This window comes from Arthrobacter sp. M2012083, assembly GCF_000281065.1.
Lineage (GTDB): Bacteria > Actinomycetota > Actinomycetes > Actinomycetales > Micrococcaceae > Arthrobacter.
Window position 1 is genome coordinate 186,287 of record NZ_AKKK01000025.1, and the last position, 24,160, is coordinate 210,446.

The 24,160-nt window shown below is 62.6% G+C and carries 23 protein-coding genes; 11 read left to right on the forward strand and 12 right to left on the reverse strand.

All coding sequences use genetic code 11. From position 1 onward, the window contains the following. Positions 1–13 precede the first annotated feature (13 nt). The gene (locus A477_RS0112965) at positions 14–598 is read left to right on the forward strand and encodes a DivIVA domain-containing protein (protein WP_017199412.1); all 585 of its coding nucleotides are present in this window, start codon (positions 14–16) and stop codon (positions 596–598) included. A gap of 28 nt (positions 599–626) precedes the next feature. Here A477_RS0112965 and A477_RS0112970 read toward each other — a convergent pair whose 3' ends face one another. The 5 genes from A477_RS0112970 to A477_RS0112990 are packed head-to-tail and all read right to left on the reverse strand — an operon-like array spanning position 627 to position 5,143. After that, positions 627–1,325 carry a hypothetical protein gene (locus A477_RS0112970; protein WP_017199413.1) on the reverse strand — a complete coding sequence of 233 codons (699 nt, stop codon included), beginning with the start codon at positions 1,323–1,325 and terminating at the stop codon, positions 627–629. 48 nt (positions 1,326–1,373) lie between these two features. Next, positions 1,374–2,840: a sodium/solute symporter gene (locus tag A477_RS0112975; RefSeq protein ID WP_017199414.1), complete on the reverse strand. Its 1,467-nt coding sequence runs from the start codon at positions 2,838–2,840 to the stop codon at positions 1,374–1,376. Beyond that, positions 2,837–3,208, reverse strand: coding sequence for a hypothetical protein (locus A477_RS0112980; protein WP_017199415.1), 372 nt, complete (start codon positions 3,206–3,208; stop codon positions 2,837–2,839). Before A477_RS0112980 ends, A477_RS0112975 begins: the two co-directional genes overlap by 4 nt. Beyond that, complete coding sequence (locus tag A477_RS0112985; protein WP_017199416.1) at positions 3,205–3,924, reverse strand: LytR/AlgR family response regulator transcription factor; 720 nt, start codon at positions 3,922–3,924, stop codon at positions 3,205–3,207. The genes A477_RS0112980 and A477_RS0112985 overlap by 4 nt, the downstream gene beginning before the upstream one ends. A gap of 19 nt (positions 3,925–3,943) precedes the next feature. Next, a complete protein-coding gene (locus tag A477_RS0112990) occupies positions 3,944–5,143 on the reverse strand; it encodes a sensor histidine kinase (protein WP_017199417.1) in 1,200 nt (399 codons plus the stop codon). 208 nt (positions 5,144–5,351) lie between these two features. On the opposite strand from A477_RS0112990, the gene A477_RS0112995 reads away from it, so the two are divergent. Both A477_RS0112995 and A477_RS0113000 read left to right on the forward strand, forming a co-directional pair. Then, positions 5,352–5,732, forward strand: coding sequence for a DUF485 domain-containing protein (locus A477_RS0112995; protein ID WP_017199418.1), 381 nt, complete (start codon positions 5,352–5,354; stop codon positions 5,730–5,732). Beyond that, a complete protein-coding gene (locus A477_RS0113000) occupies positions 5,729–7,348 on the forward strand; it encodes a monocarboxylic acid transporter (protein WP_017199419.1) in 1,620 nt (539 codons plus the stop codon). Before A477_RS0112995 ends, A477_RS0113000 begins: the two co-directional genes overlap by 4 nt. A gap of 99 nt (positions 7,349–7,447) precedes the next feature. Here A477_RS0113000 and A477_RS0113005 read toward each other — a convergent pair whose 3' ends face one another. From A477_RS0113005 to A477_RS0113025, 5 genes are all read right to left on the reverse strand, one after another. After that, on the reverse strand, positions 7,448–8,467 hold the full coding sequence (locus A477_RS0113005) for a PHP domain-containing protein (protein ID WP_017199420.1): 1,020 nt from the start codon (positions 8,465–8,467) through the stop codon (positions 7,448–7,450). Positions 8,468–8,540: 73 nt separating this feature from the next. Beyond that, positions 8,541–9,143 carry a hypothetical protein gene (locus tag A477_RS0113010; RefSeq protein ID WP_017199421.1) on the reverse strand — a complete coding sequence of 201 codons (603 nt, stop codon included), beginning with the start codon at positions 9,141–9,143 and terminating at the stop codon, positions 8,541–8,543. 41 nt (positions 9,144–9,184) lie between these two features. Next, entirely contained in the window at positions 9,185–9,592 is a 408-nt protein-coding gene (locus tag A477_RS0113015) for a DUF4383 domain-containing protein (RefSeq protein WP_011774231.1), read from the reverse strand. Between the two features lie 129 nt (positions 9,593–9,721). Further along, positions 9,722–10,132 carry a hypothetical protein gene (locus tag A477_RS23740; protein ID WP_017199422.1) on the reverse strand — a complete coding sequence of 137 codons (411 nt, stop codon included), beginning with the start codon at positions 10,130–10,132 and terminating at the stop codon, positions 9,722–9,724. Positions 10,133–10,563: 431 nt separating this feature from the next. Beyond that, the gene (locus tag A477_RS0113025; protein ID WP_017199423.1) at positions 10,564–11,034 is read right to left on the reverse strand and encodes an Lrp/AsnC family transcriptional regulator; all 471 of its coding nucleotides are present in this window, start codon (positions 11,032–11,034) and stop codon (positions 10,564–10,566) included. Positions 11,035–11,229: 195 nt separating this feature from the next. On the opposite strand from A477_RS0113025, the gene pdhA reads away from it, so the two are divergent. From pdhA to A477_RS0113040, 3 genes are read left to right on the forward strand one after another with little or no spacing between them, the layout of a single operon-like run. Next, entirely contained in the window at positions 11,230–12,399 is a 1,170-nt protein-coding gene (gene pdhA / locus A477_RS0113030; protein WP_017199424.1) for a pyruvate dehydrogenase (acetyl-transferring) E1 component subunit alpha, read from the forward strand. Next, complete coding sequence (locus A477_RS0113035; protein WP_017199425.1) at positions 12,399–13,409, forward strand: alpha-ketoacid dehydrogenase subunit beta; 1,011 nt, start codon at positions 12,399–12,401, stop codon at positions 13,407–13,409. The genes pdhA and A477_RS0113035 overlap by 1 nt, the downstream gene beginning before the upstream one ends. Further along, entirely contained in the window at positions 13,406–14,848 is a 1,443-nt protein-coding gene (locus tag A477_RS0113040) for a dihydrolipoamide acetyltransferase family protein (RefSeq protein WP_017199426.1), read from the forward strand. The genes A477_RS0113035 and A477_RS0113040 overlap by 4 nt, the downstream gene beginning before the upstream one ends. A 94-nt stretch (positions 14,849–14,942) precedes the next feature. Here the strand turns inward: A477_RS0113040 and A477_RS0113045 are convergent, their stop codons facing one another. Then, the gene (locus tag A477_RS0113045) at positions 14,943–15,815 is read right to left on the reverse strand and encodes an NAD-dependent epimerase/dehydratase family protein (RefSeq protein ID WP_017199427.1); all 873 of its coding nucleotides are present in this window, start codon (positions 15,813–15,815) and stop codon (positions 14,943–14,945) included. Between the two features lie 209 nt (positions 15,816–16,024). Between A477_RS0113045 and A477_RS0113050 the strand changes: the two genes are divergently transcribed. Beyond that, on the forward strand, positions 16,025–16,624 hold the full coding sequence (locus A477_RS0113050; RefSeq protein WP_020372821.1) for a TetR/AcrR family transcriptional regulator: 600 nt from the start codon (positions 16,025–16,027) through the stop codon (positions 16,622–16,624). After that, positions 16,621–18,414 (forward strand): alpha/beta fold hydrolase, encoded by a 1,794-nt coding sequence (locus A477_RS0113055; RefSeq protein WP_017199429.1) that lies wholly within the window; start codon positions 16,621–16,623, stop codon positions 18,412–18,414. The genes A477_RS0113050 and A477_RS0113055 overlap by 4 nt, the downstream gene beginning before the upstream one ends. A 47-nt stretch (positions 18,415–18,461) precedes the next feature. Here A477_RS0113055 and A477_RS0113060 read toward each other — a convergent pair whose 3' ends face one another. Next, positions 18,462–19,094: an SACE_7040 family transcriptional regulator gene (locus tag A477_RS0113060; RefSeq protein ID WP_017199430.1), complete on the reverse strand. Its 633-nt coding sequence runs from the start codon at positions 19,092–19,094 to the stop codon at positions 18,462–18,464. A gap of 140 nt (positions 19,095–19,234) precedes the next feature. On the opposite strand from A477_RS0113060, the gene A477_RS0113065 reads away from it, so the two are divergent. From A477_RS0113065 to A477_RS0113075, 3 genes are read left to right on the forward strand one after another with little or no spacing between them, the layout of a single operon-like run. Next, entirely contained in the window at positions 19,235–20,845 is a 1,611-nt protein-coding gene (locus tag A477_RS0113065) for a carboxyl transferase domain-containing protein (RefSeq protein WP_017199431.1), read from the forward strand. Positions 20,846–20,847: 2 nt separating this feature from the next. Then, on the forward strand, positions 20,848–22,989 hold the full coding sequence (locus tag A477_RS0113070; RefSeq protein WP_017199432.1) for an ATP-binding protein: 2,142 nt from the start codon (positions 20,848–20,850) through the stop codon (positions 22,987–22,989). Continuing rightward, positions 22,986–24,149, forward strand: coding sequence for an acyl-CoA dehydrogenase family protein (locus A477_RS0113075; protein ID WP_017199433.1), 1,164 nt, complete (start codon positions 22,986–22,988; stop codon positions 24,147–24,149). Before A477_RS0113070 ends, A477_RS0113075 begins: the two co-directional genes overlap by 4 nt. The last annotated feature ends 11 nt before the right edge of the window (positions 24,150–24,160 follow it).

Below are 24,160 nucleotides of genomic sequence, written 5' to 3' on the forward strand. Positions count from 1 at the left end.
TGAAGGAAAGTTAGTGGCCTTGGATATTCGACGCCAGATCCCCGCAACGTTCGATCGCGTGGAGCGCAGCAAGTACGGCTATAACGCCAAGCAAGTGGATGAGTTCCTCCAACGAGCCAGGACGTCGTTTGAGAACCCTGTGGGCGCGGCCGACCAAGTGGCCAGCGTAGATGTACGTGCTGTGGCTTTCGACCCCGTCAAGGGTGGCTACGACGCCAATAGCGTGGATGCTGCCCTGGACCGGCTGGAGGATGCCTTTGCGCGTCGGGAGAGGGACGACCTCATCAGCCAGCAGGGCGAAGAGGCTTGGCTGCGCGAGATTGGCAAGCTGTCCGGCATCCTGCGCGGCAGGCTGCACCGGCCTGACGGCGAGCGCTTCCGGCGCCCGTCGGGGAAAAGGACCCGCAGCTACAACGTCCAGGATGTCGACGCCTTGTGTGCCGAGCTTATTGGGTACCTCGAGCACGATCAGGCCTTGAGCGTAGACACTGTGCGTCGTGCTGTTTTCCGTGCGGCCAAGGGCGCCGATGGCTACGAAGAGGCGCAGGTGGATGCCTTTCTCGCGCGTGTTGTTGAGCTCATGGCGGCTATCGACTAAGGACCCGTCATCGACTCCGACCAAACGGTCAAGCCTGCGGGGGAGTGGGCGAAATTGGCGGATTGTTCTTCCACACGTCCAGATAGCGACGATGCCCACGCACCAGCGACGTGCCGAAAAAGCCCAGTGCGGCCAGGATGGCGACAGGTATTGCCGCCAGAGCGGGAAGTCCGGCGGTCAGCATTGCTGAGCCAAGCAGCAAGGCAATCAGCGCCGAGTTTACAAAACCCATAAAAACCATGCTGCTGCCCGCCACTTGGCGAAAATCGGTTCGCCCGCCGAGGAAGTAGTAGGTCCGCTTGGCACCTTCTTCGTCGTCGTGGTGCCCAGCCATGAGGTAGGGCCTCATGCCTGGATCCAGATCGACATAGGCAGCCCGCAGCCGGTTCATTGCCAGGACATACATCAGGTCCTCCATGCCCACGCTCATCACACGGATATGGGTAAGCAGGCCGACCACCAGATCGATGCACAGAATGGTCAGCGCGAATGCACGGAACGCATCTGAAAACTGGGTGGCGTTGCCCACGAGGGCGACACTGAGCAGGCTCGCCGATGTGAAAGTCAGGAACATGCTGATCCGGGTGAGGACTTCGCCTTGGGTGGTACTCCTTGAAGCAAGCAGGCTCCAGTGTTCCGTGGCCAGCAATTGCGCCCGGACGCTGGGAGATAGCTCCGCGGGGAGCGCCGGCGGTTCCGGGCTCGCCGCACCCGCTTCATCGGACATGGCGTCATTGTCCACCCTGAAAGGGCCGCGGACAACGGCTTGCTGACGCTATCTCTCCGTGACGACCGGACGCTCCGGCACATGCAGGCGTGACATCACCCGGTTTACCGAGGCCGGTACGCGGTTCTTCGTCATGAATGACACGGTCACCGTTACCGCGAAGGCGGCCGGGACGCTCCATGCTGCAGGCTGCGCCAACCACGCGGGCGCGTTGCCCGGGCCCATGAGGGTGCCTGCCACCATGGCGCCGCCACAAAGAAGCGCACCAATCAGCATCCCCGCGATAGCCCCCGCGTCCGTCAGCCCACGCCACCAGATCCCCAGCAGCAGCACCGGGCAGATGGTGGAGGCCGTGAAGGCGAAAACCAAGCCAACGCTTCCAGCCAGCGCAAGCGTGTCGGTCATCAAGGCAAACCCTAAAGGCACGACGGCGGCGAGCAGCGCTGCGAGGCGGAAGCCCTTTACGCTTCCTCCAAAGAGGTCCTGGCTGATGACGCCGGAAAGTGAAACGACCAGCCCTGACGTCGTGGACAGGAAAGCGGCGAAAGCGCCGGCCACCACCAGGGCAGACAACATGTCACCGGCCACGCCGCCTACAAACCTCCCGGGCAGCAACAGGACCAAGGCGTCTGCCTGGCCGGACTGCGCGAGGTCGGGCGCGAACATCCTCCCCAAGGCACCCGACAGGGTGGGAAACAGATAGAAGACGGAGAGCAGCCCCAACACGATCAGCGTTGTCCGGCGGGCCGATTGGCCGTCCGGGTTGGTATAAAACCTGACCAGGACGTGCGGTAGGCCCAGGGTTCCGAAGAGCAACGCCACCAAGAGTGATATGTGTTGGTACGCCCCGGCGGCACTTTGGCCGGTGGGGTTGAGGGGCAGGGGTGCCTGTGGTTGCGCACCAGTGCCTGCCAGTACCAGAAGAACGAAGACCACAGGTACTGCCAGAGCGGTCAGTTTCAGCCAGTACTGAAAGGCCTGAACAAAGGTAATGGAGCGCATTCCACCTGCCACCACCGTGAGGCACACAACCAGAACCACCGCCGTCGAACCTACCCACGACGGCAGTCCTGTGGTGATCCGGATTGTGAGCGCTGCGCCATGGAGTTGGGGAACGATGTACAGCCAACCGACGGCCACCACCACCAGGCTTGTCACCCTGCGGACCAGCTTGGAGTCCAGCCGCGCTTCGGTGAAATCCGGAATGGTGTAGGCACCGGAGCGGCGGAGGGGAGCGGCCACGAAGAGCAGCAGCATCAGGTAGCCGGCGGTGTACCCCACCGGGAACCAAAGCGCGTCGGTTCCGGAAAGCAGGATCAGGCCGGCGACGCCCAGGAAGCTGGCGGCGGACAAGTACTCGCCGCCGATTGCGGATGCGTTCCACCACGGCGGGACAGTTCGGGAGGCGACGTAGAAATCGCCCGTGGTGCGTGAGATGCGCAAGCCGTAGAAGCCAATGACCGCCGTCGCGATGGAAACGGCCAGAAAAGCGAACAGACCAACGGCAGGGTTCATTTGTCCTCCACAAGGTCCTGGTAACGCGCCTCATTCCGGGCGGCGGCACGATTGTAGAGCCAAGCGCTCAGTCCGATGACGGGGTAGATGCCCGCCCCCAGAACCAGCCAATCCAAGGGAATGCCGACGATGCGGGTTTCCGCCACACCCGGGCCATAGACAAGGAATACTGCGATCACGGAAAGAATGACCAGGAACCCGCAGGCCACCACCAAAGCCAACCGCAATTGTGAGCGTATGAGCGAGCGGATAAAAATCCGGCCGGCATCGGAGTCCTCGACAAATTCCCTGGGGTGCGGCGACTTTCCCGAGGCCCCCGGTGTCGCCGTGGCTGATTGGCGCGGGGCCGTGACGCGGACGCGTGTCATCCCTGCGGCCGGATGCGGGTGGACTGCAGCTTGTCCCTTACTGACGGCAGGTGCCTGCGGCTGATGGGCAGCTCTGCGCCGGCAACTGCCACGCTCGGCCCCGTTGCGGAAAGCTTGAGGTGCTGCACGTGGTTCAAGGCAATGAGATACGAGCGATGAATCCGGAGAAAGCCTGCGTCCGCCCACTTCTGTTCGAGATCGCTGAGGGGCACACGGATCAAATAGCTGGCCTCGGCCGTGTGCAGTCTTGCGTAGTCACCTTGGGCCTGCACATACGTGACGTCGTCGCGGCGGATCATGCGGGTTGTGCTGCCGAGGTCCACCGTGATCATCTCCGGCGCGGGGGTTCCGTCCTTGATGAGCTCACTGATGCGGTCCACCGAACGGGAAAGCCGTTCAGCGCGCAAGGGCTTTAGCAGATAGTCGATTGCGGCGAGGTCAAAGGCTTCGAGTGCGCAGTCTTCGTCTGCGGTGACAAATACGACGGCGGGCGGACTACTGCTGCGGGAAATGGCACGGGCGATATCCAACCCGGAGAGCGCCGGCATATGGATGTCCAGGAAAACGGCGTCCACTGACTCTGTTTCCAAGGTCCGTAGCGCCTCTGCGCCGGACGATGCCCGGTGGATGGCGCCAATCCGCTCATCCCGGCCCAACAGGAAGGCGAGCTCCTCCACGGCGGGCAGTTCGTCATCAGCGACGAGCACGTTGATCATGATTAAAGACTAACCGGCCTCAGGCGTCGTGCCCGGGCTGCGATTTCGGGACCCGCATCGTGATCATGGTTCCTTCGCCCGGGGCCGTGTCGATGATGAGTCCATGCTCGTCGCCGTAGACCTGTCGCAGGCGGGCGTCCACATTGCGAAGTCCCACGTGGATCCCGTCCGTGTGCCCGGCGAGCACAGACCGCAGATGCTCCGGGTCCATGCCGACGCCGTCGTCCTCGATGGTCACTTCGGCGAACGAACCGGAGTCATTGGCACAAATGGTGATATGCCCGGGGCCCTCCTTGGCCTCCAGGCCGTGCCGGACGGCGTTTTCCACCAGCGGTTGCAGGCTAAGGAACGGGATGACCGTGCTGAGGACCTCCGGAGCGATCCGCAGGCTCACTTGGACCCGTTCGCCGAACCTGGCCCGCTCCAGCAAGAGGTAGCGATCAATGCACCGGAGTTCCTCCGCCACAGTAGTGAAGTCGCCGTGCCGTCGGAACGAATAGCGGGTGAAATCGGCGAATTCCACCACTAGCTCCCTGGCCCGGGCCGGGTCGGTGTTGATGAACGAGGCAATGGCATTCAACGAGTTGTAGATGAAGTGTGGGCTTATCTGGGCCCGCAGTGCACGGACCTCGGCCTCCATCAGGAGGGTGCGCGATGATTCCAGTTCCGCGAGCTCCAACTGCGCGGCAATCCAGTCGGCCACCTCGCTTGTTGCCCGCACCAAACCGGCCCCGGCCGCAGGGGCAAGTGCGGCCACGGAACCAACCACCCTGGATCCGGCCCGGATCGGTGCGATGACAGCGCTGAAGTCGTGATTGCCGTGATCCGGCCTGGCGGCTGAGGGGTACCCGACAGCCACCACAACAGTGCGGCCAGTGGTCAACACTTCCTCTGCGAGCCGCATCAGCGATGGCCGGAGTTCCTCGGCGGCACCATCCCAGGCGAGCACGCCGTCCGTGTCCGTGATGGCCAACGCATCGCAGCCCAGCAGGGCCCGTAATTGCTTGCTGGCCTTGGCAGCGCCGCCGGGATGGAGGCCACCGCGAAGATGCTGTCCAGCCTTGGAAGCTGCATGGAGTGTGTTGTAGGTGGCACGTTCGGCGTCCGTGCCAAGGTCGCGGAACGAGCGGATCACTTTGAGTCCAACGCCCACGACGACGGCGACTGCCAGCACGATCACGGCGATCGCAGCTGCGGTGAAAAGCGGGGAATCGGGCATAAGGCCAGCGTAGCCCGACGCACTGCCGCGGTTCGCCGGCTCGCACGGATGCTCCCTCGCGACCACCGTTGGGCGCAACGTCGCAACCGTTGGGCGACGGCAGTGGACGATCCTCTGGATCAGACACTGCAGAGCGTTCGATAGTGATTGCAGTCACATTGGCAATGCGTGTGGAGCTGATGTGGACACATCACAATCAGGAGGAACCATGGGTAATGAGGCCCAACCCCAGGACGCAACGGCGTCCGTGGACTTCCAGGAAGTCCAGCAGACGGAACGGTTCAAGACACTGCGCAAGCGGCACCGCAGCTTTGTCTTTCCAATGGCAGTGGTATTCCTGCTCTGGTATTTCGCATACGTTCTCTTGGCCGACTACGCGGTCGGCTTCATGTCCATCAAGGTTTGGGGCAACATCAATGTCGGCCTGATTCTCGGCCTGCTGCAGTTCGTCACCACTTTCGGCATCACGGCCTGGTACGTGAGCTACTCCAACAGGAAACTGGACCCCATCGCTGCTGAAATCCGCAACGAGATTGAGGGCCACGAGTTTGATAAGGACGGCAATGTGATCAGCGGGGCAGCCAAATGAACACCATCGTCCCGGCAGCAGTGAACGTCGAAGCGCTGAAAGACACCACCTTGCTCAACATGGGCATCTTCGCCCTCTTCGTGGCGGTCACCATGGTGATCGTCTTCCGGGCAAGCCGGAACAACAAGACCGCGGCAGACTACTACGCAGCCGGCCGATCGTTCACCGGCTCCCAAAACGGAACGGCCATTGCCGGCGACTACCTTTCGGCGGCATCATTCCTTGGCATCACAGGCGCCATTGCCATCAACGGCTACGACGGGTTCCTGTACTCCATCGGCTTCCTGGTTGCGTGGCTGGTAGCCCTGCTGCTGGTGGCTGAACTGCTCCGCAACACCGGCAAGTTCACCATGGCCGACGTCCTCTCCTTCAGGCTGCGTCAGCGCCCGGTCCGTATCGCGGCAGCCCTGTCCACCCTCGCAGTCTGCTTCTTCTACCTCCTGGCGCAGATGGCAGGCGCAGGCAGCCTGATCTCACTCCTGCTGGGCATCAGCGACTGGGGCGGCCAAGCCTTGGTGATCATCGTCGTCGGGGCCCTGATGATTATGTACGTACTGATCGGCGGCATGAAGGGCACCACCTGGGTACAGATCATCAAGGCCATCCTGCTGATTGCCGGTGCGGGAGTCATGACGGCCATGGTGCTTGCGATCTATGGCTTCAACCTCTCCAGTCTGCTGGGCTCCGCAGCTGAGGCCGCCAACAATCCGGCCATTCTTAACCCGGGCCTGCAATATGGCAAGACCGAAACGTCAAAGCTCGACTTCATGTCCCTTGGACTTGCACTGGTCCTCGGAACCGCGGCCCTGCCGCACGTCCTGATGCGCTTCTACACCGTCCCCACGGCCAAGGAGGCCAGGAAGTCCGTAGTGTGGGCGATCTGGCTGATCGGCCTGTTCTACCTCTTCACCTTGGTACTGGGCTACGGTGCAGCAGCCCTGGTGGGCGCAGAAACCATCAAATCCGCACCCGGCGGCGTCAACTCTGCCGCACCGCTGCTGGCCTTCCACCTTGGCGGGCCGCTGCTTCTGGGCTTCATTTCGGCGGTTGCCTTTGCCACCATCCTGGCGGTAGTGGCCGGCCTGACCATCACGGCGGCAGCATCCTTCGCCCATGACATTTACGCCAACGTCATTGCCAAGGGCAAAGCCGACGCAACTACCGAGGTGAAGGTGGCCCGTCGCACGGTCCTTGTGATCGGAGTCCTGGCCATCCTGGGTGGCATCTTCGCCAATGGCCAGAATGTGGCCTTCCTGGTGGCTTTGGCCTTCGCTGTAGCAGCCTCGGCGAACCTGCCCACCATCGTCTACTCCCTGTTCTGGAGGAAATTCACCACCCAAGGCGCGGTCTGGAGCATGTATGGCGGCCTTCTTGCGGCCATCTTGCTGATCACGTTCTCGCCTGTGGTTTCGGGGGCCAAGACCTCCATGATCCCGGGAGCGAACTTTGCCCTCTTCCCGCTGAGCAACCCGGGCATCGTTTCCATTCCGCTGGCCTTCTTCCTTGGCTGGCTCGGTACGGTCCTGGACAAGCGGCGCGAGGATCCGGCCAAGCAGGCGGAAATGGAAGTACGCTCGCTGACCGGTGTTGGTGCTGAGAAAGCAGTAGACCACTAACCCCGCCGATACCGGCCCGACTCAAAGCCAACACAAAGCCAACACAAAAGAAGGCTCCTCCTGCGAACTGCAGGAGGAGCCTTCTTCTGTGCAGGTCAGTCACTTCTTCAGGCTCAGCCACTCCTTCAACTGCTCCAACGGCCACGTGGTGACAATCCGTTCTTTCGGCACGCCGAGGGCTTCGGCCCGCTCCGCCCCATACTGCAGGAAATCGAGTTGGCCCGGAGCATGGGCGTCGCTGTCGATACTGAACAGGCAGCCGGCGTCGAGGGCCAACCTGATGAGGTTATCCGGCGGATCCTGTCGCTCTGGTCGTGAGTTGATTTCAACCGCCACGCCCCATTCGGCGCACTCTTGAAACACTTTGGCAGCATCGAACTCAGACTCAGGCCTGGTACCCCGCGATCCTTGGACCAGGCGGCCCGTGCAATGCCCCAGGACGTTGGTATGGGGGTCACTGATGCCGCCCAGCATTCGTTTGGTCATGGTCTTCTTGTCTGACCGAAGCTTGGAGTGAACGCTGGCCACCACAACGTCCAGGCGGTCCAGCATGTCCGGTGTCTGGTCCAGGGTTCCGTCCTCAAGGATGTCTACCTCGATGCCTTTGAGCAATCGGAAGCCGTCCTGTGCGGCATTTATTCCTTCCACCACGCCCAGTTGTTTCTCAAGCCGTTCGACGCTGAGGCCATTCGCGATGGTTAGGTTGGGGGAGTGGTCCGTCAAAGCAAGGTACTCCCGTCCGAGAGTGCGGGCTGCGGCAGCCATGGTTTCGATGGGTGAGCCGCCGTCGGACCAGTTGCTGTGGCTGTGAAGGTCCCCGCGCAACCCGGCCCGCAGGGTGTCACCGCCGGAGGCCAAAGGTTCCGTTCCGCGTTCACGGAGACCGGCCAGATAGTCCGGGGTACGGTCCTCCATGGCCTGCGTGATGATTTCCGCGCTCCGGCTTCCCACGCCCTTAAGGCTGGTTATCCGGCCACTGCCCACCAGCTTTGCCAGCTCTTCCCGCGGAAGCTGCCGCACGGCGTCGGCTGCCTTGCGGAAGGCTTGGACCTTGAAAGTGGGAGCTTGGCTTCGTTCCAGCCAGAATGAAATTTCGTCGAGCGCCTCGATGGGATCCATGGCTCCATGATCCACGAACCAGGCGCACCATCAACAGTGGGCAGTGTTGATGGTGCGCCGGTCCAGTCGCCGCCTAGTGGTGGCGACCCGGGTCCAGGGCGGGATTGGAGCCCTGGCCGTTCTTTCCGTCCGGCGACTGGCCGTGTTCCCCATGGGGCACGGCGTGCTGCCCGGCCATCGATGCTGCCAGGCCGGGTGTCGCCACAGTTGCAACAACGACGGCGGCTCCGAACGCGGCTGCCAGAAGCCGCCCGGTCCTTGGCTGGCCGTGGGCGCCGCCGTCGTTGGTCTTGTGCTGCCGCCTCAACCAGCCTGCTCCGGCAAGTGCCATCAGCGTCAGGCCGAGTGCGGCAAGGTGGCTCACATCGAGTGAGCGCTGGGTGGAAATGCCGGCCGCCATGACTGCGACGTGGGCCGCGGCAGCCACTGCCAAAGCGGGAACGGCATAGCGGGCCAAAACGAGTGAGTTGCGATGCAGGCCCCACAAAGACCACGCCAGGAAAGCCAGTCCACCCAGGAGGGTAGCCAGACCTGAAACCACCAAGCCACCTGTCATGGAGGTGGTGCCGGTGAGATACCCGGCGGCAAGGGAAAGCTCAACCATCCCGGCCGCCATGGCAGCGAAGTACACGAACAGCAGGGTGGCTGCCTTCAGCGTGGGATGGTTGCTTTCCATGGCTCGTGCCGTCCTTTCACTCTTTGGGGCGTAGCGGGTGATCAGGCGCGGGCGGAGGCTACTGCGGCCTTATCCTGCGACAGTGCCACGCCCAAAAGGACCACTGCGCTGGCAAGGTGCAGGACGTTGTCTGCGCCGTTGAGGGCAATGATGTTCAGCGAGGAACCCACCAGGAAGAGCCCGAGGATACCCACCAGGAGGTAGACGCCTCCTACAGCCGTGTTGACGGACTTGGACAGCGTCACGCTGTTCATGCCGGCATAAAGAAGGGCGGCGCCAATGGCCAAGTGGATGATGTTGTGAAGCGGGTTCACTGCGAAGATGATCAAGTTGGCACCCTCGGTGGCGAAGAAGCCGATTCCCGAGGTGACAAAGAATCCGAGCACGCCTACCAAGAGGTAAACGGCTCCGAAAATGGTGGCGATCAAGCGATTGGGCGAAGTACGCATTGGTCCGAACCTTCCGGTGATGGCCGGAAATCCCGGCCGTCCTGCTGAGCCCCGGGTGGGGCTCTCAGGAAGTGATTCGGACCATTCGCGCAGGTGGATGGGTGGTGGGCAGAATTATTTTGCTGCGACTTAGGGGCGCAGGCGGATGCTGCTCATCTTCAGGTCGTTGGTGCCCTCGAAGATGTATTGGAGATCGATGGTCTTGCCGTCACATTGGAGCTTGCCGGCAAGGTCCGCCTTGTTGTTACCGTTCTCCGAGTTCACGTTCACGGAGTTGTAGTTTGGTTTGCATGAGCTGTCCAGCTCAAGGCTGGCAATGCCATCCACGAAAGATTGCTTGTCCAGTTCGTCCTTCAATGGCTGGCTGAGGTAGTTGTCGTAGGCCTGCTCCGTTTGGCCTGACACCACCAGATTAGTGAATTCATCGGCCAGGGACCTCGCCTTGGAGGTTGCGTTGCCCACCACGTTGACGAGCACCAGTATGCCCACCACGGCCAGCACGATAACTCCAGCCACAATGCTGAGGACTATCCACAGCAATTTCCGGCTCTTTTTCGGTGGCTGCTGGCCATATTGCCCCGGCGGATATTGCCCCGGCGGATATTGGCCCGGCGGATAAGGATTTTGACCCTGAGGGTAAGGGTTTTGGGGCTGGTCCGGCACGCCATATTGAGGGTTGCCTTGGGTAGGCGCGGACGACGGCGGCTGTTGCCATTGCGGGGAAACGCCACTTTGTGGGGGGTACCCGGGTCCCGTCGGAACCGGCGGCGGGTTGTACCCGGGTTGGTGGTCCGGCTGGTTGGGTTCTTGCGGATTGCTCACGGTAGTGCCCCTTTCGGCAGCCTTCGGCAGCGCCACCACCTGGCCGGGAACCTCTGGACGGTCCCCGATTCGTCCTCTTGCATCAAAGCGCAAGTCCACTTCCCCGGGCAAGAGTTCGCCAGGAATAACTGCAGGGTGGAAAGGGAAATTCAGGCTTCGGCACGCCGCCCCAGCAAGGGTTGGACCCGGTAGGGGATCATCTCCCGCATGGCCAGTGCCGTGTCTGTCCGGTCCACGCCGTCGCAGCCGAGGATCTTCCCGTTGATGCGGTAAAGGTCCTCCGCATCCAGGGCCACAACCCGCAGCAACAGGTCCGCGGATCCCGTCAGTCCGAAACCTTCCAGGATCTCCGGAATATCGGCCAGGTCCTGGGCAAGTGAGGCCAGTTTCTGCTGCTGCACATGGACGGTGATGAATGCCGTCAGCGGGTAGCCGAGGGCCACCGGATTGATCCTCCGCTCGAAGGACAGGAATGCGTGCTTCTTCTCGAGCTGGGCCATGCGGGCCTGCACCGTGTTGCGGGACAAACCCAGCTTTTGCGCCAGAGCCACCACCGTCCCGCGGGGGTCTTTTGCCATGGCGGAAAGGAGCCGGGTGTCAGTGCCATCCAAGGGTTGCATAATGCGCAAGATTAGCACGGCTGTGGGGCTCAAAACAGGGCATAATGCTCAACTTCAACGAGGGTAGTTGTACCTGATGCGCGTTGTGAGTAGGGTCACAATTAACTCCGGCGAAGGTGCCGGAGGGCCGGTCTGCGACAGGATCACAAGTCCCGCCAGCGCCGACGAAAACGAGCCGGAAGGTTGCGATCACCTGTGTTAACGGATCAGGCGGGCAAGGGAGTGCACCACGACACTCCACGCCCAGGACATAGTGCACAAAATCCCTTGAGGACTGGCGGCGATCTGCTCCAGTTGGTGTCGCCGGACGGCGAGCGCATCAGCCACCCCGAATTTGATATCTGGGTCAAGGACGTCGGCGATGAGCAACTGTGCTCCTTGTATGAGGATATGACGGTGATTCGCCGTATCGATGCGGAAGCTACGGCGTTGCAGCGGCAGGGAGAGCTTGCATTGTGGCCCCCGTTGCTGGGGCAGGAAGCGGCCCAGATCGGTTCAAGCCGCTCGCTGCGGGACGATGACTTCGTCTTCCCAAGCTACCGGGAAAGCGGTGTGGCCTATGTGCGAGGCGCCCACCTCTCCGAAATTGCCCGCGTTTGGCGAGGCAACGCCTCCTACGGCTGGGATCCCCTGCGCATCAACCTGGCGACGCCTCAGATCATCATTGGCTCGCAGAGCCTGCACGCCACCGGCTATGCCATGGGTGTCCAGTTGGATGGTGCCAACACTGCGGTCCTTGCCTACTTTGGCGATGGTGCCACGAGTGAAGGCGACGTGAACGAGGCCATGGTGTTCGCCGCGAGCTACCAGGCTCCCGTGGTGTTCTTCTGCCAGAACAACCATTGGGCAATATCCGAGCCCGTTCGTGTGCAGTCCCACGTGCAGTTGGCTGACAGGCCCACCGGATTCGGTATCCCGAGCATGCGGGTTGATGGCAATGATGTCCTGGCCGTCATGGCTGCGACCCGGGTTGCCTTGGATCGGGCGCGTAAGGGCGGCGGACCTACCTTCATCGAGGCGGTTACCTACCGCATGGGTCCGCACACCACCGCTGATGACCCCACACGGTACCGTGACCCAAACGAGCTGGAGGATTGGGCCGCCAAGGACCCGATCCTGAGGCTGCGCAGGCTGTTGGAGGCCAAGGGCCTCCTGACCGAGGACGTTGAAACCCGCGTGAAGGCTAAGGCTGATGCGGTGGCCGCGGAACTTCGGTCCAGCTGCATCGACATGCCGGACCCGCAGCCGCTGGATGTTTTCAACCACGTCTACAGCACCCCCAATTCCTGGATTGAACGACAGAAGGACCACTACTCGCGCTACCTGAACAGTTTCAACCAGCCTGTCGAGGAAGGTGCACTCTGATGTCCAAGCTCACTTTTGCCCGGGCCATCAATGCCGGCCTCCGGAAGTCCCTCGAGAACGATCCCAAAGTAGTGCTCATGGGAGAAGACATCGGTTCGCTCGGTGGCGTTTTCCGCGTCACGGATGGGCTGCAGAAAGATTTCGGGAAGCACAGGGTGATCGATTCTCCGCTGGCTGAGTCCGGCATTATCGGCACCGCAGTTGGCCTGGCCTACCGTGGCTACCGGCCCGTTTGCGAGATCCAGTTTGATGGTTTCATCTACCCGGCGTTCGACCAGATCGTCAGCCAGGTAGCCAAGATGCATTACCGGACCCAAGGGCGGGTCAAGATGCCCATCACTATCCGTGTTCCATTCGGTGGTGGCATCGGATCGCCGGAGCACCATTCCGAATCACCCGAGGCGTACTTCACGCACACTTCCGGCCTCCGGGTTGTAGCTGTGTCGAATCCGCAGGACGCCTACACCATGATCCAGCAGGCCATCGCGTCCGATGATCCCGTCCTCTACTTTGAGCCCAAACGGCGTTACCACGACAAGGGAGACGTGGACGAGGCCATTGACCTTTCCACTGCGCTTCCTTTGGACAGGGCTGCCGTGGTTACACCAGGTTCCGATGTGACGGTGGTTGCCTACGGTCCACTGGTCAAGACGGCTAAGGACGCTGCCATGGCGGCTGCCGATGAAGGCATTTCCGTCGAAGTCATCGATCTTCGCTCCCTGGCCCCTGTGGACTACCCCCTGGTCGAAGCTTCTGTCCGCAAGACCGGTCGGCTGGTTATCACCCACGAGGCTGGCCAATCCGGTGGCCTCGGCGCCGAAATAGCTGCAAGCATCACCGAACGCTGTTTCCATTACCTGGAGTCTGCTCCGGTCCGCATCACCGGCTTCGATGTTCCGTACCCTTACTCGAAGCTCGAAATGCACCACTTGCCGGACTTGGACAGAATTCTTGACGGCGTGGACCGTGCCTTGGGCCGGCGCAACTCCCTGAGCGGACTGGAAGGATGACCGCCACCATGATCAAGGAATTCAGGCTGCCGGACCTCGGCGAGGGCCTGACCGAATCGGAAATCCTGAGTTGGAAAGTGGCGGTGGGTGACACCGTCACGCTGAACCAGGTCATCGCTGAGGTCGAAACCGCCAAGGCCGTCGTCGAGTTGCCCTCGCCCTTCGCGGGAGTGGTGGCGGAACTTCATGAGCAGCCCGGCACTGTGGTGGAAGTTGGCAAGCCGATCGTTTCGTTCGAGGTTGACGACGTCGGGTCCTCCAACGGGGGCAGCGCACCTGTTGCTGGTAAGGGGGTCGCCGGTGACGCGTCCGCAGGTGACCGTGCCGCCGTCGGGACATCTGCCAATGGCGCCGCCGGCGCCGCCGCCGACGGGGTGGGGAGCCCCGCCAAACGTGAGCCGAACCTGGTGGGGTACGGCGCCGTCGTCGAACATTCCGGCCGCCCGACACGGCGGGCCCGCCTTCAGGTCCAGAACGTGCAGGCCCCAACGCCGGAGGCACCAACCCCGGAGGCAGCGGCGACCCCCGGGCCCGCGGTGTCACATCAGGCAGAAGTCCAAACCTCTGAGCGCCCGCGCTCAACCCCGCCGGTCCGAAAGCTCGCCCGCGACCTCGGGGTCAACCTGGAGCTCGTTCCCGGCACTGGACCGGGCGGGCTCATCACTCGCGAGGACGTTCAGAACTTCTCCGCCACACCGGAAGCGCCAGCTGGGGCTCCCGTTTCTGCTGCACAGGGGCAGAGGGAAACCCGAACGCCCATCAAGGGTGTTCGCAAGTTCACGGCCGCAGCCATGGTCCAGAGCGCGTTCACTGCTCCGCATGTGACGGAGTTCCTCACCGTGGACGTCACGGCAACCATGGAATTGCTGGCCAGGCTCAAAGGCAATAAGGCATTCGAAGGCTACAAGCTGACGCCACTGACCATTGCCGCCAAGGCGGTTCTGGTGGCGTTGCGGAACAACCCATCGTTGAATTCGCGGTGGGATGAGGCCAACCAGGAGATTGTCCGGTTCAATTACGTGAACCTGGGCATCGCGGCCGCAACACCTCGCGGCCTGACGGTTCCAAACATCAAGGACGCGGACAGGCTAACGCTGCGTGAGCTCTCCACGGCGTTAACTGAACTGACCGATACGGCGCGGACAGGTAAGACCTCGCCGTCGGAGTTGTCTGGTGGCACCATCTCCATAACCAACATCGGCGTTTTTGGTATCGACGCCGGGACTCCCATCCTGAACCCGGGCGAGGCCGCCATTGTGGCTTTAGGGGCTGTGCGGAAGGCGCCGTGGGTTGTTGACGATGAACTCGCCGTTCGGCAGGTCATGTCGCTCAGCCTGTCCTTCGACCACCGCCTGGTGGATGGGGAGCAGGGCTCACGATTCCTTGCGGACCTCGGCTCAATCCTGGCTGACCCCGCCATGGTCATGACCATGATCTGACGCGTCCGAAGCTGCGCCGGCCCATCCCTTTACGAGTGTTTGCAGGAAACTGCGGCTAAGGGGTGGGCCGTCGCGTGTCAGCCGGTGGGCGGCGTCAGTCTTCGGTTGGCGTGGTGCGGTTGGAGTGGACGTTGCGCCAGCTGTGCTCCGGCTCAAAGCCCAACAGCCTGCGGGCTTTGTCGATGGACAGCAGGGTTTCGTGCTCGCCCAGTTCCTTGAGGACCTCGACGCCGGGGAAGACTTCGGCTGCCAGTTCGGCGCTGCTTCGACCCATCACGGTATCGGCTGCGGCAATGATGAAGGCCTCGAAGCCCGGTTCCGCATGTTCCAGGGCCCTCACCACCGCAAGGGCGCCGTCCCGGGCGTCGATGTATCCCCAGAGGTTCCATTTCCGGAGCGTTGCGTCTGAGTCGAAGGACGGGAAAGCGTCATAGTCCTCGGGGTCCATGACGTTCGAGAAGCGCAAAGCCGTGATGCTCAGCTCCGGATCCCAGCGCGTCATTTGGATGGCCATCTGCTCCTCCAGATGCTTAACCAGCGAGTAGGTGCTTTCCGGTCTGGCCGCGTACTCCTCGTCCACGGGAATGTAGGGAGGCTCGATGTCGAAGGGGAGTCCCAGCACGGTCTCGCTGGAGGCATAGACCACCTTCTTGATGCCCGCCCTCCGCGCCGCCTGGAACACGTTGTAAGTGGACACCATGTTGTTTTCAAAGATCGCAGCATCGGGGGCCAGCCCCGGTGCTGGAATGGCTGCCAAATGAACTATCGCGTCCAAGCCGTCGTGTTGGTCGTCCAGGCCCAGGACGACATCCAGGACCTGGCCGTAATTTCGGAGGTCAACGTTGACGTAACCCCGGCCGCGTGTGCCTGCGCGGTCCATGTTGAGCACCTCGTGGCCGTCCTGCGTAAGACGTCGGACCACGCTCCTGCCCAGTTTTCCGCTTCCGCCGGTGACGGCAATCCTCATGGTGCGCTCCTCGATGGTGGCTGGTACCAAACCTTGTTGCTTTATGGATTCGGTACGGGTTCGAGCTTCAGCCTAAGCGGCGCGGCGGCAGAAAACAGCCTGTCAGGCTGGCCCTGGGAGTCCTAGGTACGCCGGAACGACCCACTGCTGGCTTGTGCGCAGGGCAGTCAGCGGTTTGCAAAATATATAGACCGGTCTATTATTTGCTTATGGCAATAAAAGGGAACCTGACAAAAGCACGGCTCGCGGAGTCCATGCTCCAGCTCATCCAGACCAGTGGCTACAGCGGCACGGGGCTGAATGCTGTGATCGAACACGCCGGAGCACCGAAGGGATCGGTCTACTTCCACTTCCCCGATGGAAAGGAGGGGCTGGGCGTCGCAGCGGTCGAGCTCGCCGCGAAGCAGTTCGAGGCGCTCATTGCAGAGGCCGCAATTTCCGCTGGGAGTGTGGCTGAGGCTGCCCGTACCGCGATTGAGGTCTTAGCCGCCATCGTCAGTGAGAGCAACTTCCGGCTTGGTTGCCCGGTCTCCGTCGTCACCCTGGAGATGGGCGCGGAAAGCGAGCGGCTGAGGCAGGCGTGTGCCGCTGCCTTCGAGTCCTGGATAGCTCCGACGTCCGCGCTCCTCGAGGCCGGCGGTCTTGACGCCGGGGAGGCCCGGTCCTTGGCAACCGTTGTTGTATCGACGATCGAGGGGGCGGTGATCGTCTCTCGCGCCACGCAAAGCACCCAACCCCTGTTTTCGGCCGCTGACGTCGTGGAGGCGCTCATCAACCAGCGATGCAAGACCGTTGGCGGGGCGCGATGACACCGCACGAAGACTCCCGCCACGCCCTGGTCTTCGGGGCTTCGGGAATGGTCGGCCGGCACCTCGTCCTGTCCCTTGCTGAAGCTGGCGCTAACGTCACGGCGGCAGTTCGTACCCCAGAGTCCGGAGCGCGGGTCGAGGGATGGGTCAGGGAGCATGGTTTGGTGGGGAGCATCCGCACGACGATCGTCGACTTCGATGCTCCAGAGATCATCGAGGGCGGCCCCTCGGCATTCCCGTTCATCACCGAGATCCATAACTGCGCCGGGTTGTATCGGTTCGGAATGACCGCGCAGGAGGCGCGCAGTGCGAACGTCGGCATTGTCGAGAAGCTCATTGACTTTGCCGAAGAACTCCCCAATCTGCAGCGCGTCGTCCACGTCTCAGGCTACCGCGTCGGCGGGCAGGACCCTGCGACCGTTCCATGGTCAGAGGACCATCGCACCGCGGTCTATGAGGAACTTGGAGCCTATGAAGCCTCAAAGGTGGAATCCGACGCCATCTTTCAAGCCCGGGCGCTGGAGCGGGGAGTCCCCTGGACCATCGTCAATCCGGCCAGTGTGATCGGGGACAGCGTGACCGGTGAGTCCGATCAACTCATCGGGCTGGCCACCACCATTGGGCAGATCTGGGACGGCACCATGGCCGCACTGCCTGGAAACCAAGAGACGTTCCTTCCGGTCGTCACGGTCGACTATCTGGCGGCCTTCATGACTGCAGCGGCGGTCGATCCGGTTGCTGCCGGCAAGGCCTATTGGATTCTCGACGACGCCACCCCGCCGCTTGCAGATCTGCTCACGCACGTTGGCCGTCATCTCGGGGTCAAGGTCCCGCGGGTAAGAATGCCGATCGGTGTCATCAAGCGGCTCCCGCAGCGGATCACCAAGGCAGATCCCGAGACACTGACGTTCATGTCCGCTGACCGCTATCCGACAGATTCAGCCACCGAGTTCGCCGCCAGGCACAGGATCCCGATGCCGGATGTGCTGGTGTCGCTGGAGCGGTGGGCCGACCACTTGGCTGCGCATCGGTTTGGCGCCGTCACGGCTGACGGTCGTCGATTCGCCGACGTTGGCGGTCAAAGGACATTTGAGCTCGGCGTAGCAAGGTCCAGCAGGGTGGTCTTTCCCGGCCTACCGGTCAACGCAGATACGTGGGCCGACGTGGCGTCGGGCATCGGCGCCCGGGTTGTAGACCTGCCCGGACTCGGCCTCAGTGGTGGAACAGGCGTTCAGGACTGGGAAAAGTGGCTGCCTGCTGTGTTGGGTGGGGAACCTGCTGACCTCATTGGCCACTCGATCGGTGCGGCTGCGGCGGTAGTCGCGGCTGACCGGCTCCCGGGGCAGGTTAAGTCCCTCACGCTGATAGCACCATTCTTTCTCCAGGTCCCGATGGGTGGCCCGGCCAGACTGCGGCCGCTCGTGTCCGCCTACTTGCGACACGTCAACCCGGCGCGGCTGTCACACCAACTGACCGGATCAGGAGGGAGCGCGGCTGGTCTGGAGTCCAGTCTCAGTGACCTCAAGCGAAGCAGTGCCAAGAGGGTATCCGAGCACCTCGCCCTTGCGGGATCGAAGCCGTGGCGTACCGGGCTTCGGGAAGCGCTGGGGCGATTCACCGGCACGGTCCGCATCGTCACTGGAAGCGATGACCCCCTGGCCCCGGGTGTGGTTGAGCAGCTCAAGTCACTTCCGAATGTTCAGCTGATCTCGGTGCCGGGTGCCGGGCACCATCCGCAACTGACGCATGGTGATGATCTCGTCGCGCTCATCAAGGGATCGCTCGAGTGAACAGGGCGCCCCGCACCGTGTGAGAATCCGCCAACGAGGCGTGGCGATCAGGCTGAAGTGAGAGCCGCCAGGGCCATCTGTTCCAGGATAGGCCTGGCTGACTTCATGGCGATCTTCCTGCCGTGGTGGCGCACTGAGTGGGGTGTGGAGTTGATCAAACCAAAGGCCGCGTGTGCACGGACACGGAGGCCGGAGACATCTGCGTCTGTGTGTATGCGGGCCAAGACGTCTACCCACGTTTCGACGTAACTGCGCTGCAGTGACCTGACCTCTGCCTGGTCGGCGTCGCTGAGGCTTCCGAAGTCCCGGTCCTGGACACGGATGACGTCAGGATTGCTGAGGGCGAAATCGACCTGGAACTGGATGAGTCCCTTCAGCGCGGTCCGTGGATCTTCGGACTCCGACACTACCCGCAGTCCACCGTCCAGCAAGTCACGGCTGACGCTGAGTAGTAACTCTCCGAGGACCGCTTGCTTGCCGGGAAAATGCCGGTAGACGGCGGGCCCACTGACGCCTGCTGCTGCTCCGAGGTCCTCGAGCGACACGCGCGTAAAACCGTTCTCCGCAAAGAGTCCGGCAGCAGCGGACAACAAGGCCAATCTGCGGAGCTCCTTCGCCTGGCCGCGTTGCGTGGCGGCGGCTCGGGTGCCCTCGATGCGTGCTTCCTGACCTGCGGTCACGTCTTCCTCCTTGCGCCGGTCCAGGCCCAGCGCTTGCGGGACCGCCTGTGCTGGACATCACAGTTAATAAAGACTAACCTAAATTTCAGTTACGTGGCACTAACCGAGATGGCCTGCGGCCGGGAATGGAACAGGGGTCAATGGAGACAATTGCCAGTCTGACGGGAGCTGCCAGCGGCACCTTTGAGACCAACCAGCAAGCGCAACTGGCGTTGGTGGACGAACTGAGGCAACGCCTGGCGACGGCGGCACTTGGCGGCCCGGCCAAGTCCCGGGAGCGGCACATCGCCCGGGGGAAGCTTCTGCCGCGGGAGCGCATTGATTTCCTGCTGGATGACGGCAGCCCGTTCCTTGAAATTGCACCTTTGGCGGCCAACGGCATGTACAACGACGATTCTCCCGGCGCCGGGGTGATCGCCGGCATCGGCCTCGTCCATGGCCGGCACGTCCTGGTGATCTCCAACGACGCCACAGTCAAGGGCGGCACCTACTATCCCATGACTGTGAAGAAGCACCTCCGGGCCCAGGAAATCGCGTTGGAGAACAAGCTTCCATGCATCTACCTCGTCGATTCCGGGGGAGCGTTCCTGCCCAAGCAGGATGAGGTCTTCCCGGACAAGGAGCACTTCGGCCGGATCTTCTACAACCAGGCTAGGATGTCTGCGGCCAAGATCCCGCAGATCGCCTCCGTCATGGGGTCGTGCACGGCCGGCGGCGCCTACGTGCCGGCGATGAGCGACGAGACGGTCATTGTCCGCAACCAAGGCACCATCTTCCTGGGCGGCCCACCGCTGGTCAAAGCGGCCATTGGGGAGATCGTCACGGCCGAGGAGTTGGGTGGCGGCGACGTGCACTCGCGGATTTCCGGGGTCACGGACCATCTGGCCGAGAACGACCAGCACGCGCTGGAAATCGTTCGGGACATCGTGGCGACGTTGCCGAAGCCGGCGCAGCCGGCCTGGGACGTGTCCGACGTCGTCCTGCCGCCCGTCGTCGACCCTTCAGAGATCTACGGCGTAGTTCCCACCGATGTGAACGCCCAATACGACGTCCGCGAAGTCATCGCACGGCTGGTGGATGGATCGGAATTCCATGAATTCAAGAAGAACTACGGCACCACCCTGGTGACCGGGTTCGCGCACCTGCACGGCCACCCCGTGGGCATCGTGGCCAACAACGGCGTGCTCTTCAGCGAATCGTCCTTGAAGGGCGCCCACTTCATCGAACTCTGTGACCAGCGAGGCATTCCGCTGGTCTTCCTGCAGAACCTGTCCGGGTTCATGGTGGGAAAGGACTACGAGCAAGGCGGCATCGCAAAGAACGGCGCCAAAATGGTCACAGCAGTCGCAACAGCGAGGGTCCCGAAACTGACTGTTGTGATCGGCGGTTCCTTCGGCGCAGGCAACTACTCCATGTGCGGCCGCGCGTACTCGCCGCGGTTCCTCTGGATGTGGCCCGCGGCCCGCATTTCCGTGATGGGTGGAAACCAGGCCTCCAGCGTCCTGGCCACCGTCAAAAGGGACCAGTACGAAGCCGCAGGCCAGGAATGGTCCGCCGAGGACGAGGAAGCCTTCAAAGCACCCATCAAGCAACAGTACGAGGACCAAGGAAGCCCCTACTACTCCACCGCCAGGCTATGGGACGACGGCATTATCGATCCCGCTGACACACGGCGCGTCCTGGGCATGGCCCTGGACGTCGTCTCACGCCAACAACTGCCCGAGACCTCCTTCGGTCTCTTCAGGATGTGACCATGAGCTTCCCAACAACCACCACAGCACCACCCATCCCGGCGGTCGAAGCCCCAACCTTCAACGCCGTCCTTGTTGCCAACCGTGGTGAGATCGCCTGCCGCGTTATCAGGACGCTGAAGGAGATGGGCATCCGTTCCGTCGCCGTGTACTCGGACGTGGATAAAGACGCCAAGCACGTGGCCCTCGCCGACACCGCCGTCGCCATCGGTGGCACGGCGCCCGCCGACAGCTACTTAAAGATCGATGCCATCATCGACGCGTGTCGTCGAAGCGGCGCGGAGGCAGTCCACCCGGGCTACGGCTTCCTGTCGGAGAATGTGGAGTTCGCCAAGGCGCTGGACGCCGCGGGCATCACGTTCATCGGGCCGGGAATTGGCGCCATCGAAGTAATGGGAGACAAGATCCGGTCCAAGAACCACGTGATGGCCTACGACGTTCCCTGTGTGCCTGGCATCGCACAACCAGGACTCACCGACCAGGAGTTGATGGAGGCGGCACCAAGGGTCGGTTTCCCCTTGCTCATCAAGCCGTCCGCAGGTGGCGGCGGCAAAGGCATGCACATCGTGGAACGGCCCGAGGACATGGCCTCCACGCTGGTCACGGCAAGACGTGTGGCAGCGTCCGCATTCGGCGACGACACCCTCTTCCTTGAGCGGCTCATTCGCGCGCCCCGGCACATCGAGGTCCAGGTCCTGGCCGATAACCACGGCAACGTCATCCACCTCGGCGAGCGCGAGTGCTCGCTGCAACGACGCCACCAGAAAGTCATCGAAGAAGCCCCGTCCGCGCTCTTCGAGTCACTGCCCGATGGCGCAGGGGAACGGGCGCGCATCGGCGAGGCGGCCTGCAACGCGGCACGTTCGGTCAACTACAGTGGCGCGGGGACGGTCGAGTTCCTGGTCTCCGACGAACACCCCGACGAGTTCTTCTTCATGGAGATGAACACCCGGCTGCAAGTAGAGCATCCGGTCACGGAGATGGTCACTGGCATCGACCTTGTGGAATGGCAGGTAAGGATCGCGGCCGGTGAGGTGCTCACCGTGGCACAGTCCGACGTCGTACTTAAGGGCCATGCCGTGGAGGCGCGCGTCTACGCCGAGGTGCCCGAGCGGAATTTCATGCCGTCGATGGGGCGCATTGTGGCGCTCGCAGAGCAGGGCGCGGCGGATGCCACCGTTTCCGGGCAGCAGCAGGCCCATGCCAACGTACGCATCGATTCCGCCATGCAGGACAACCTGGAGATCACAGGGGACTACGATCCCATGCTCGCCAAGGTCATTGCGTGGGGCGAGGACAGGGCAGCGGCGCTGGATACCCTTGACGCTGCGCTCGGCCGTTACACACTGCTGGGTGTCGACACGAACGTTGAATATCTGCGGTTGCTGATCAAGGATCCCGAGGTCCGCGCCGGGCACCTCGATACGGGGCTGATCGAGCGCAAGCTGCCGTCCCTGGAATTCAGGCACGCTGGTCCCGCCGAACTGATCGCCGCCGCGCTCACCCTCTGGCTGGAGCGCACGGGTTCGGCACTCGCGGGGGACGCGTGGAAGACGCCCGACGCCTGGCGCGTCGGCGGCCGTGGCGCGTGGACAACCGGCCTTGGTGTTCCGGGCGGTGGAATTACGACGGTGTCCATCCTCGAAGAGGACGGGACTGTCACTGCAAGCATCGACGGCGGGAATCCCTCCAGCATCAAAGCGGTGGATCGGACCGCTACCAGCATCGCGTTGGAGCTCGACGGCGACCTGGTCACCTTCGCGGTGGGCATTGCCCAAGGCGATGCCCGCGAAATCTACGTCGGCAACGATGGCTGGTCCTGCAGGTTCGAGGTGCTGAACCGTGCTGAGCGCCTGCGGCGGATGCTCGCCGGCATCCAACGCGAGGAAGGGGCCGCTGACCCGGAGGTGCGCTCGCCGATGCCCGGGACGGTGGTTTCGGTGTCCGTAGTCGACGGTGACCTGGTGGAGGAAGGCCAGGCGCTCCTTGCCGTGGAAGCGATGAAGATGGAGCACCAACTGGTGGCGTCCGTTGCGGGAACCGTCCACCTCAGCAGCAAACCCGGCGACCTGGTCAAAGCGGACCAGGTGCTCGCCACCATTCACGTAGACAAGACCAGCACAGACGAGGAAGTCCAGCGATGAGCACGTTTGAACTCAATGAGGAATACCAGGACCTTAGCGACTCCGTCCGCGAGTTCGCTGACGAGGTTGTGGCACCGGTCTCCGCCAAGCACGACGAAGAGCACAGCTTCCCCTATGAAGTCGTGAAGCAGATGGGGGAGATGGGCCTGTTCGGCCTGCCGTTCCCCGAGGAATTCGGCGGCATGGGTGGCGATTATTTTGCGCTGGCGCTGGCATTGGAACAGCTGGGCCGCGTAGACCAGTCGGTGGCCATCACCCTTGAAGCCGGCGTGTCGCTCGGTGCCATGCCGGTGTACCGTTTCGGCACGGAGGAGCAGAAGCAAGAGTGGCTGCCGCAGCTGGCATCCGGGCGTTCCTTGGCTGGATTCGGCCTCACGGAGCGTGAAGCCGGTTCGGATGCCGGCGGCACCAAGACCAACGCCCACTTGGAAAACGGCGAATGGGTCATCAACGGCAACAAGGAGTTCATCACCAACTCTGGCACGGATATCACCACGCTGGTCACCGTCACGGCAGTCACGGGCCGGAAAGAGAACGCTGACGGCAGTACCAAGAAGGAAATCTCAACCCTCCTGGTACCGACTGACACGCCCGGCTTCAGGGCGGAAAAGCCGTACAACAAGGTGGGCTGGAACGCGTCCGACACTCACCCGCTCACCCTGGACAACGTCCGTGTTCCTGAAGCGAACCTCTTGGGCGAGCGTGGCCGGGGTTATGCCAACTTCCTTTCCATCCTTGACGAAGGCCGCATCGCCATCGCAGCACTGGCCACCGGCGCAGCTCAGGGTTGCGTGGACTTGTCCGTGAAGTACGCCAAGGAACGCAGCGCGTTCGGGCAGAACATCGGTAAGTACCAGGCCATCCAGTTCAAGATTGCCCGGATGCAGGCACGGGCCCACACTGCCCGCCTTGCCTACTACGACGCCGCCTCCCGCATGCTGGCTGGCAAGCCGTTCAAGACCGAAGCGGCCATCGCTAAGATGGTCGCAGGCGAGGCAGCCATGGATAACGCGCGGGACGCCACCCAGGTGTTCGGCGGCTATGGCTTCATCAACGAATTCACGGTGGCCCGGCATTACCGCGACTCCAAGATCCTTGAAATCGGGGAGGGCACCACCGAGGTCCAGTTGATGCTCATCGCCCGCGAGCTGGGTCTCTAACCGTACGGGAA

Bases quoted from the DNA above. Each gene is read 5' to 3' on its own strand.
- A477_RS0113005 (WP_017199420.1), bottom strand. From the start codon at position 8,467: ATGGATCCCATCGAGGCGCTCGACGAAATTTCATTCTGGCTGGAACGA.
- A477_RS0112995 (WP_017199418.1), top strand. From the start codon at position 5,352: ATGGGTAATGAGGCCCAACCCCAGGACGCAACGGCGTCCGTGGACTTC.
- A477_RS0113050 (WP_020372821.1), top strand. From the start codon at position 16,025: ATGGCAATAAAAGGGAACCTGACAAAAGCACGGCTCGCGGAGTCCATG.
- A477_RS0112975 (WP_017199414.1), bottom strand. From the start codon at position 2,840: ATGAACCCTGCCGTTGGTCTGTTCGCTTTTCTGGCCGTTTCCATCGCG.
- A477_RS0113035 (WP_017199425.1), top strand. From the start codon at position 12,399: ATGTCCAAGCTCACTTTTGCCCGGGCCATCAATGCCGGCCTCCGGAAG.
- A477_RS0113055 (WP_017199429.1), top strand. From the start codon at position 16,621: ATGACACCGCACGAAGACTCCCGCCACGCCCTGGTCTTCGGGGCTTCG.
- A477_RS0113015 (WP_011774231.1), bottom strand. From the start codon at position 9,592: ATGCGTACTTCGCCCAATCGCTTGATCGCCACCATTTTCGGAGCCGTT.
- A477_RS0113070 (WP_017199432.1), top strand. From the start codon at position 20,848: ATGAGCTTCCCAACAACCACCACAGCACCACCCATCCCGGCGGTCGAA.
- A477_RS0113000 (WP_017199419.1), top strand. From the start codon at position 5,729: ATGAACACCATCGTCCCGGCAGCAGTGAACGTCGAAGCGCTGAAAGAC.
- A477_RS0113075 (WP_017199433.1), top strand. From the start codon at position 22,986: ATGAGCACGTTTGAACTCAATGAGGAATACCAGGACCTTAGCGACTCC.
- A477_RS0113065 (WP_017199431.1), top strand. From the start codon at position 19,235: ATGGAGACAATTGCCAGTCTGACGGGAGCTGCCAGCGGCACCTTTGAG.
- A477_RS0112970 (WP_017199413.1), bottom strand. From the start codon at position 1,325: ATGTCCGATGAAGCGGGTGCGGCGAGCCCGGAACCGCCGGCGCTCCCC.
- A477_RS0112985 (WP_017199416.1), bottom strand. From the start codon at position 3,924: ATGATCAACGTGCTCGTCGCTGATGACGAACTGCCCGCCGTGGAGGAG.
- A477_RS0113040 (WP_017199426.1), top strand. From the start codon at position 13,406: ATGACCGCCACCATGATCAAGGAATTCAGGCTGCCGGACCTCGGCGAG.
- A477_RS0113045 (WP_017199427.1), bottom strand. From the start codon at position 15,815: ATGAGGATTGCCGTCACCGGCGGAAGCGGAAAACTGGGCAGGAGCGTG.
- A477_RS0113025 (WP_017199423.1), bottom strand. From the start codon at position 11,034: ATGCAACCCTTGGATGGCACTGACACCCGGCTCCTTTCCGCCATGGCA.
- A477_RS0113010 (WP_017199421.1), bottom strand. From the start codon at position 9,143: ATGGAAAGCAACCATCCCACGCTGAAGGCAGCCACCCTGCTGTTCGTG.
- A477_RS0112980 (WP_017199415.1), bottom strand. From the start codon at position 3,208: ATGACACGCGTCCGCGTCACGGCCCCGCGCCAATCAGCCACGGCGACA.
- A477_RS0112990 (WP_017199417.1), bottom strand. From the start codon at position 5,143: ATGCCCGATTCCCCGCTTTTCACCGCAGCTGCGATCGCCGTGATCGTG.